The following is an 8,948-nucleotide window of genomic DNA, read 5'->3' on the forward strand; positions in this document are numbered from 1 at the left end:
CCGCCCCAACCTCATCTTACCGAACCGACTTCGTCTGCGCCTTCATGACTGGTGCCGTGGCGCTGCCGAAGAACTTCTCGCGCTCGCGCCAGACCGCCGGCAGAGCCAGAAGGGCGATGCCTACGAAGGCGATCGCAGTCTTGGTCAACTGGCTGAGTTCCGGCGAGCGGCCGTCGAAGTAGTAGACCGCGTAGACGATTGCGACGTGCCATACGTAGACGTAGAGCGAATGGCGACCGATCAGCTGCAGGAACTTCAGCGAGAAGACCCAGGTCAGCACGCCGGCTGCCTTCTGGACGAAGGGTGAGGGATGCCTCGGGCCAGCGACGAGCAGCCACGTGACGAGCACCGCGACGGCGATGAAGTTCAGGAGGTAGACCGGCCCGAAATCGGCGCGCACTTCCATGGCGGCGAACTTGCCGATCATGAAGTCCGGCATCAGGCCGTTTGCGGTCATGAACCGCAGCGGCAGGAAAAACAGGACGACGATCAGCGCCATCTTCGGAATGAACGTGTTCTCCGGCGTCAGGATCCTGCCCCAGTCGATCTTCCCGGCCGAGGTCATGGCGCCCAGGACCAGGCCTGAATAGAAGACGATCTGCCAACCGAGCATGTTGAAGCTTGCGCGAATGCCCTGGTCATCCGGGCCCATCACCAGCTGATGTACGGGCTCCGTAACGATACGCTGGAGGCCGAGCTGCGCGGCCATCCACATGACGAGGGAGGCGGCGAGCACATAGTGCCACTTGTCTTCGAGCACGAGCTTCACGAGCATCGGCGCAAAGAGCATGTAGACGATGTACTGCGGCAGGATGTCCATGAATGTAGGCTGGAACAGGAAGGTGGCAATCGCTGTAAGACGAAGCGGATCGTCGAAGGTCGTGTAGCCAAGCCAGTTGTACCAGACCGTGTAGGCTTCCGGCAGGATCATCTGCGCGGCGAGCACGGCGATCACGATCCCCATGGCGTAGCGATAGAGTTCGAAAGCGCGTGAATAGATCGCCTGGCGACCAGCGGCATAGCCGTTCTTCAGCATCTTGCGAGCGTAAACCATGCCGATGAGAAGGCCGGAGAGGAACACGAAGCCCTGTGCATCCTCGACAAAGGCCAATTGGTTGTGGTTCACCTTCACGAGCCAGTAACCGCCGGCGAAGATCAGGTGGTTGATCAGCATGAAGACGAGGAAGTAGCCTCGCATACCATCAATAATATCGAACCGTTTCATCGGCCGCGGTCTCCGTTCTGCCGGTCCAAGACGCTTGGGTCGTCCGGTACGTAAGGCCTCTGCGGGCCAGGATCTTCTGCGCCCCAAACGCGGCAATCACGCAGTCAGTTCCGCGCGGCCGAATCGAGTCACTCGTCTTCCTAGGAGAGGGTGGATGACTGCCGGATGAACAGCGGTACTATTCCGCGGCGATCCGCTTGATACCGGCCACCTGTGTCAGGTAGGCCCGAAGGGCCGCCGGACGCACCGGCTTGTGTTGCAGCGCGATATCGTGACGTTCCGCCTCCGCCCGCACCTCGAGGGAACGGTCGGCCGTCACGAGCAGTGCCGGAATATCGGCTTTGTACGCCTGCCTAAGACGGAGAATTGCCTCGACGCCGTTTCCGTCGCCAAGATGATAATCTGCGACAATGAGCTCGGGAGGTGGCTCACGGCCTGCTATCAAACCCTCGACGTCTGCGAGCGAGGCGGCCTGGCCGACCGTGCATCCCCAGCCGGAAATCAGCAGCGCCATGCCTTCGAGGATCTTCGGGTCGTTGTCGATGCACAGGACCCTGAGGCCTGTCAGTGGCTGCGTGCGCCGGCGCCGCTCCGGTCGGTCGCTGCTGCGCATTGATTGCGATACCGTCAGGTCACGCGGCATGCTGACGCGGAAGACGGTGCCCTTGCCGGGTACGGAGGAAAGTTCGACCGGATGGTTCAGGACCCGCGAAATGCGATCGACGATAGAAAGGCCGAGACCTAGCCCCGATGCGGTCCGTGCTCCCTCGTCCAGCCGGGCAAACTCCTTGAAGACGGTCCGGAACTTGGCGGATGGAATGCCGATGCCGGAATCGAGCACCTCGATTACCACCTCGTTCCCGCGCCGGCGCGCACCGACCAGGATCTTCCCGTCAATCGTGTACTTGATGGCGTTCGAAACGAGGTTCTGGACCAGGCGTCGCAAGAGGTTCGGGTCCGAGCGGACACGGATCGAGCTCGGAACCACGACGAAGCGCAGGTTCTTTTCCCGGGCCATGGGCGCGAAATCGGTCTCGATGCGCCTCAGGAGCTCGTCGAGGGCCACGGATGCAACGCGTGGCTTCATGGCACCGGTATCGAGACGGGAGATGTCCAGAACGGCTCCCAGGATTGCCTCGACTGACTCCAGCGCCGAATCGATATTGCGGACGAGTGCGCTGTTCTCGGACTTTCCCAGCCGCTCGACGAGCGCCGAGGAATAGAGGCGCGCGGCATTCAACGGCTGAAGGATGTCGTGGCCCGCGGCTGCGAAGAAGCGCGTCTTGCCGATATTGGCCTCCTCGGCCGCGGCACGCGCTTCCGCAAGCTCCCGGTTCACCCTCGTGAGCTCCGCAGTCCGCTCCTCGACCCGCTGCTCGAGCGTCTCGTTGGCGAGCTTGAGGGCGCGGTCAGCGGCGACCCGCTCGGTAATGTCTGTCAGCGTCGCGACGATGCCCTTGTCGGGCATGGCATTCGACCGCACTTCGATGATGCGTGTGCCGCCCGCCACCACGAGCGAGAAGGGCGCATCGAGGGTCTGGAACTGGCGGATCACCTCCGCCCGGTTCTCGGGCTGGATGTCGCCCCGATTGGACAGGTAGGCGATGATGTCGGTGAGCGGATAGCCGACCTGGCCGGCCTGCTCCGGCAGGTCGAGGAGGTTCCTGAAGCGGCGGTTCCAGATCGTCAGGCAATAGGAGCTGTCGAAGACCGCGATGCCCTCGTCCATCTGCGAGAGCGCGGTCTGCAGCATGTCCTGATTGTATTGGAGCGCCTCGCTTGCCTGGTCGAGCAGCCACGCCGTATCCGAATTGGTGTCCTCGGCCTTCTGCAGAATGAGGGAGAGAACAAGGCGTGCCGATGACGAGCCGATAGCGCTTCCGAGCAGTTGCTCGGAGAAGTGGACCAGGGCCATGTCCGCAGGCTGGCTGTCCTCGAGCCGACGTCCGCCTGCATTCGCATAGTTGGCGAAGGAGCGCTCCATCCGCTCTTCGCCGAGATAGCGGGCGATCGTGGTCTTCAGGTCGCCGACACTGACACGCGTCTTCCAGCCCCGGGTCGCGAACTGGGTACGGCGATGCCTGCGGACGAAGATGCCGGACTGGATGCGTTCGACCGGGCTCGGATTGCGCGACAACGAGCCGAGCACGAAGGCGGCCGTGTTGATGATCAGGCTGAACAGCGTCACCGTCACCAGGGCATCGGTTTCGGCCCCGGAGAAGAGCCCTGTACCCGGCAGCAGGAAATCGAGGATGGCTGTCGCCACATGGGAATTGTTCGGGCCGCCGAGGCTTGGCACGAAGAGCAGGTAGGCCCAGACGAGGAAGCCCAGGGTCATTCCGAGGATGGCGCCCCGGGCGTTCGCACGCCGCCAGATGAGGCCTCCGAAAAGGCTAGGGGCCATCTGGGCAATGGCAGCGAAGGCGAGGAGGCCGATGGATGCCAGCCCCGATTCGCTGTCGGCGCCGCGATAATAGGCATAGCCGAGCATCAGGACGGCGATGATCGAGGTCCGCCGGACCCGCAGCAGGGTCTTGGTGAAATCGGCCCGATGCACCGAACGCCGCATGAGCTTGCGGCGGAGAAGCACCGGCATGACGATGTCGTTCGACACCATGATCGACAGCGCGACGGACGCGACGATGACCATCGCCGTCGCGGCCGAGAAGCCACCGATGAAGGCGATCAGCGAGACGACCGGCATTTCGTTGGCGAGCGGCAGGAGCAGTACGTAGAGGTCGGCATTGCCCGTGCCGCCGAACTGGATGAGGCCTGCCATTGCGATCGGCAGCACGAAGAGGTTGATCGCCACGAGGTAGAGCGGCAGGAAGTAGCCCGCTGTCTTCAGTTCCAGCTCGGTGCGGTTCTCGACGACCGTGACGTGGAATTGCCGCGGCAGCATGATGATGGCGAAGGCCGACAGCACGATCAGCAGAATCCAGCGGCTGATGGGCGTCTCATAGGACATGGCCGAGGCGACGAGCAGGTTCTCCGTGGAGCGCTGCCACAGATCCGCCGGCCCGTCGAAGAGGAAGAATACAACGGCAATACCGACCGTGGCGAAGGCCAGCAGCTTGACGACGGACTCCATCGCCACTGCAAGGATCAGGCCGTCCTGGTGTTCCGTGGCATCCGTGTGGCGGGTCCCGAACACCACGGCGAAACATGCCATCAGGATCGTGACGATCAGCGCGAGGTCGATGAAATAGAGGTTGCCGCTGCCAATGCCGTAGGCAGAGGCGTCCACCATGGCGGCAACGGAGCTGGAAACGGCTTTCAACTGCAGGGCGATATAGGGGATCGCTCCGATCAGCGAGATGAAAGCTACGATCATGGCGACCGCCGGGTTCTTGCCGTAGCGGGCAGCGATGAAGTCGGCGACTGAGGTGAGCTTCTCCGCCTTCGCCAGTTCGACGATCCGTCGGATGATCGGCATGCCAATCGTGAAGGCGAGGATGGGGCCGATGTAGATGCCGGTGAATTCCAAACCCCGCTGGGAGGCGAGCCCGACGCCGCCGAAATAGGTCCAGGACGTGCAGTAGATGGCGAGGCTGAGCGCATAGACCACCGGACGGCCGCGAGCGGGCACGCCGATCAACCGGCTCCGGCGATCACCATAGCTCGCGACCGCGAAAAGCAGCAGGATATAGACGAATGCCGACAGGAAGATCAGCCAGGCTGGAAGCATGTCTCCTCCGCTCGGGACGCTTGCTCAAGTCGGGCAGGATAAGTGAAAACAGGATGCTTGGAAATCGCGCGGGTCTTGGCATAAAGTCCTACTTGTCGGCAATCGCCGACACAACACCTCCGCAAGGGTTGTTGCCGGGCATCGTGCCTCGGTTGGCCCTGAATGGTACAGGAAGGGGTCGTCATGTCCGTTGTCTCTGAGTTCCGCTCTTTTATCGCCAAGGGGAATGTCATCGATCTCGCCGTCGGGATCATCATCGGCGGTGCCTTCACGGGGATCGTCAATTCGCTCGTCAACGACATCATCATGCCCATCGTCGGCGCAATCATCGGAGGTATCGACTTCTCCGACTACTTCATTCCACTCTCCTCCACCGTAACTGCTCCGACGCTGGCGGCAGCACGGGAGCAGGGGGCAGTCTTCGCCTATGGCAGCTTCGTCACGGTCATCCTGAATTTCCTGATCCTTGCCTGGATCATCTTCCTGATGGTCAGGGTCGTGAATCGCATCCGCCTTGCCGAGGAAAAGAAACCGGTGGAAGAGGCTCCAGCCCCGCCGCCGGCCGATGTGCTGCTGCTGGCGGAGATCCGCGACCTGCTCAAGGCCCGCTGATAATCATCACACAAATCGATCTCAGCCTCACCGATTGTCATGGGATTCCTGCGGCCGGCTGCGCTATGAGGGACCGACAAACGGAGAGGGATCGTATGTCGGTCTTGGAAAGTCTCAGCCCCCGCGCACTTGCCGCGCCGGAAAGCGGTATTGTCGAGGTCATCACCTATGCGCGGGGCCAGGAGGGGCTCATTCCGCTCTGGGCGGGGGAGGGCGACCTGCCCTCGCCGGATTTCATCAACAGGGCGGCAAGTGACGCCCTCCTCGCCGGCGAAACCTTCTACACCTGGCAGCGGGGGATACCGGAACTGCGGGAGGCCCTGTCGCGCTACTACGCCCGGCATTTCTCGGTTTCGCTTTCCAGCGACCATTTCTACGTCACCGGGTCGGGGATGCATGCCATCATGCTGGCGGCGCAGGCGCTGACCTCACCGGGCGACGAGCTTGTCTATCTTTCTCCGGCCTGGCCGAACATCGTAGCCGCCACCGAGCTTGGCGGGGCAAGGGCCGTTGCTCTTCCACTGGACTTCGCGAACGGAGCCTGGTCGCTGGATCTCCAGAAGCTTGAATCCCTGGTATCGCCAAAGACCCGGGCAATTTTCGTGAATACGCCGTCCAACCCGACAGGCTGGACGGCAAGCCGGGAGGAACTGGCGGCAATCCTCGCCATTGCCCGCCGGCACGGCATCTGGATCATTGCCGACGAGATCTATGCACTCTACCACTACGGGGAAGGAACACGCGCACCGTCCTTCCTGGATGTCATGGAGCCGGGTGAGCGTGTGATCTTCGCCAACTCCTTCTCCAAGAACTGGTCGATGACCGGCTGGCGCGTGGGCTGGCTGGTGGCTCCGCCGGAAATGGGCCAGGTCATCGAGAACCTCGTCCAGTATTCCAATTCGGGCGTCGCGCAATTCCTGCAGCGCGGATGCGTTGCGGCTCTCGACCAAGGGGACGACTTCTTCAGGGAGAACTTCGTCCGGGCGAGGGAATCGCGCGATATCCTGTGCGATACGCTGATTGCAACGAACAGGGTGGAGACCTTGAAGCCGCAGGGGGCTCTCTATGCCTTTCTGAAGGTCGACGGCATCACCGATAGCCGGCAAGCGGCGCTCGACATTGTCGACCGGGTCCAGGTTGCGCTCGCCCCCGGCTCCGCCTTCGGGCCGGGTGGCGCGGAGTTCCTCAGAGCCTGTTTCCTGCGGGACCCGAGACAGGTGCGCGTCGCGGCCGATCGGCTGGCGGACTACATCCTCGGGCTTTGATGCCGTGAGGGGCGATCGATAAAGTTTGAGGAAAACGATCAGCACAGTCTTAGCCATGGGTGGAGATAAACCCGGCGCAGGGGTCCACAAGTAAGCAATATTGAAGACGGACGGTGTTTCGCTTCCTGCCAACAGCAAAGGCAGGGAGCCTCGAAATGGCCGTTCTGGTGACCGGTGGTGCCGGATATATTGGCAGTCACATGGCGTGGGCATTACTGGATGCCGGGGAGGAGGTCGTGGTTCTCGATCGCCTGTCCACCGGCTTCCGCTGGGCCGTTCCTCCCGCTGCGCGCTTCTACCTCGGCGATGTCGGCAACCAGGATCTGCTGGCGCAGGTGTTTGCCGAAAATCGCATCGACGCCGTGATGCATTTCGCCGGCTCGATCGTTGTCCCGCAATCGGTTGCACATCCGCTGGAGTACTACGACAACAACACCAGCAAGACCCGGCTCCTGGCCGAAGCGACCATTGCTGCGGGGATCAAGCATTTCGTGTTCTCGTCAACCGCTGCCGTATATGGCGACCAGCCGGACGACACGCCGGTTCTGGAAAGCGCCCCTCTTCAGCCCAAGAACCCCTACGGGCAGTCGAAGCTGATGGCGGAAATCATGCTGCGCGACGCTGCCTCAGCCCATGACTTCCGTTTCGTGGCGTTGCGCTACTTCAACGTCGCTGGCGCCGATCCGCAGGGCCGGACGGGACTCTCGACGGTAGGCGCTACCCACCTGATCAAGATCGCCGTCGAGGCGGCTCTCGCCCAGAGATCCGGCGTCGATATCTTCGGCACCGACTACCCGACTCCCGACGGGACCGGTATCCGCGACTACATCCACGTCAGCGATCTGGTGGAGGCGCATCTGCGGGCGTTGAGCTATCTGCGTCGCGGCGGAGAAGCGCTCATCGCCAACTGCGGCTACGGCCGGGGCTATTCCGTGCTCGAAGTGCTGCAAACGGTCATGCGGGTGAGCGGCGAGAGGTTCGACCTCAGATACGGGCCGCGGCGGCCCGGAGATGCGGCCAGCGTGGTCGCGAATGCCACGCTGGCGCGACGTCTTCTCGACTGGACTCCTCGCCACGACGACCTAGACGTAATCGTCCAGACGGCGCTGGCTTGGGAACGACACCTGATGGAGCGGAAGATCGGTGATCTTCGGGAACTGCGGCAGCGTCTGGCTACCGCCGCCTTTTGATGTGGAATTCGCTTGGAAATGGCGAAAATACGCCGCTTGTCTCCAAATGTAGCTGCTAGTTGAAGGATTTCTTAATTAGGCGGTGCTGTGGTGTTGGCGAATGGGGGATTTCCACATGCCGACCTTGATACGTAACCTTCTCATCCTCGCGGCCATCTTCTTTACCGGCGTTACCTCGGCACTCGCCGAGGAATGGCTTGTCGAGAAAGCGAACCAGCAGGTTCAGTACACGACCGACAAGCAGACCTGGCAGCCCGTCAAGGCGGGGATGAACATCCCCAACAAGGCATGGATCTCCACGGGCCCGCGAGGTCGGGCGGTGCTGACCCGGGGTGTTGAAACCATCGCGGTGCAGCCGCAGACCCTGGCGGCCATCATCACGACGGAGAGCCTTTTCAACCGCAAGACGGAGGTCGTGCAGCAGCACGGCAAGCTGGCGCTCGATATCGAAAAGCGCAGCAGCCCGCACACCTACGTCCATACGCCGTTCCTCGCCGCTGTGGTGAAGGGAACGAGCTTCGATGTCACGGTCACGGAGAAGGACGCCTCTGTTAGCGTCGAGCGTGGCCTGGTCCAGGTGTCGTCCTTCACTGGCGGACAGACCACCGACCTCGGTCCCGGCCAAAGCGCACGTGTCGACCAATCGCAATCGATGAGCGTTGCGGGTGTCTCCGGCGCTCCCTCAGTGACCGCGGCATCGCCGAGTGCGGCAAGCGTACCAGCCGTTGGCGCGCCTACCCCCATCGGTGCGGATCAATCGCGCGGCAATGGCCGGGGTGGCGACAACGGTGGACCCTCCGGAGGCTTTGAAAGCTCTGGTGGTTCCGGCAGCGGAAACAGCGGCAAGATGTTTGCGGTCGGCAACGGCAACGGCAACAACGGGAACGGTGGCGGCAACGGCAACAACGGGAACGGCAACAACGGCAACGGGAACGGCAACGGAAACGGTGGCGGCAACGGCAACAACG

At 62.4% G+C, this 8,948-nt stretch carries 6 protein-coding genes; 4 read left to right on the top strand and 2 right to left on the bottom strand.

Annotated elements, in window-relative coordinates:
* Positions 1 to 16: 16 nt before the first annotated feature.
* The gene (locus FN060_RS11960) at positions 17 to 1,225 is read right to left on the bottom strand and encodes an OpgC family protein (protein ID WP_142588211.1); all 1,209 of its coding nucleotides are present in this window, start codon (positions 1,223 to 1,225) and stop codon (positions 17 to 19) included.
* Between the two features lie 178 nt (positions 1,226 to 1,403).
* Positions 1,404 to 4,913 (bottom strand): PAS domain-containing hybrid sensor histidine kinase/response regulator, encoded by a 3,510-nt coding sequence (locus FN060_RS11965; protein WP_142588212.1) that lies wholly within the window; start codon positions 4,911 to 4,913, stop codon positions 1,404 to 1,406.
* A 183-nt stretch (positions 4,914 to 5,096) separates the two neighbouring features.
* On the opposite strand from FN060_RS11965, the gene mscL reads away from it, so the two are divergent.
* From mscL to FN060_RS11985, 4 genes are all read left to right on the top strand, one after another.
* The gene (gene mscL, locus FN060_RS11970; RefSeq protein WP_142588213.1) at positions 5,097 to 5,525 is read left to right on the top strand and encodes a large conductance mechanosensitive channel protein MscL; all 429 of its coding nucleotides are present in this window, start codon (positions 5,097 to 5,099) and stop codon (positions 5,523 to 5,525) included.
* A gap of 95 nt (positions 5,526 to 5,620) precedes the next feature.
* Positions 5,621 to 6,790 carry a pyridoxal phosphate-dependent aminotransferase gene (locus tag FN060_RS11975; RefSeq protein ID WP_142588214.1) on the top strand — a complete coding sequence of 390 codons (1,170 nt, stop codon included), beginning with the start codon at positions 5,621 to 5,623 and terminating at the stop codon, positions 6,788 to 6,790.
* Between the two features lie 155 nt (positions 6,791 to 6,945).
* Positions 6,946 to 7,980 carry a UDP-glucose 4-epimerase GalE gene (galE, locus tag FN060_RS11980; RefSeq protein WP_142588215.1) on the top strand — a complete coding sequence of 345 codons (1,035 nt, stop codon included), beginning with the start codon at positions 6,946 to 6,948 and terminating at the stop codon, positions 7,978 to 7,980.
* A gap of 115 nt (positions 7,981 to 8,095) precedes the next feature.
* A partial coding sequence (locus FN060_RS11985; RefSeq protein WP_142588483.1) for a FecR domain-containing protein occupies positions 8,096 to 8,948 on the top strand: 853 nt, incomplete at its 3' end.

Source organism: Pseudorhizobium halotolerans (assembly GCF_902153235.2).
In the GTDB taxonomy this organism is placed as follows: Bacteria; Pseudomonadota; Alphaproteobacteria; order Rhizobiales; family Rhizobiaceae; genus Neorhizobium; species Neorhizobium flavum.

Excerpts from the sequence above, each read along its gene's own strand:
- FN060_RS11960 (WP_142588211.1), bottom strand. The coding sequence starts at position 1,225 with ATGAAACGGTTCGATATTATTGATGGTATGCGAGGCTACTTCCTCGTC.
- FN060_RS11965 (WP_142588212.1), bottom strand. The coding sequence starts at position 4,913 with ATGCTTCCAGCCTGGCTGATCTTCCTGTCGGCATTCGTCTATATCCTG.
- mscL (WP_142588213.1), top strand. The coding sequence starts at position 5,097 with ATGTCCGTTGTCTCTGAGTTCCGCTCTTTTATCGCCAAGGGGAATGTC.
- FN060_RS11975 (WP_142588214.1), top strand. The coding sequence starts at position 5,621 with ATGTCGGTCTTGGAAAGTCTCAGCCCCCGCGCACTTGCCGCGCCGGAA.
- galE (WP_142588215.1), top strand. The coding sequence starts at position 6,946 with ATGGCCGTTCTGGTGACCGGTGGTGCCGGATATATTGGCAGTCACATG.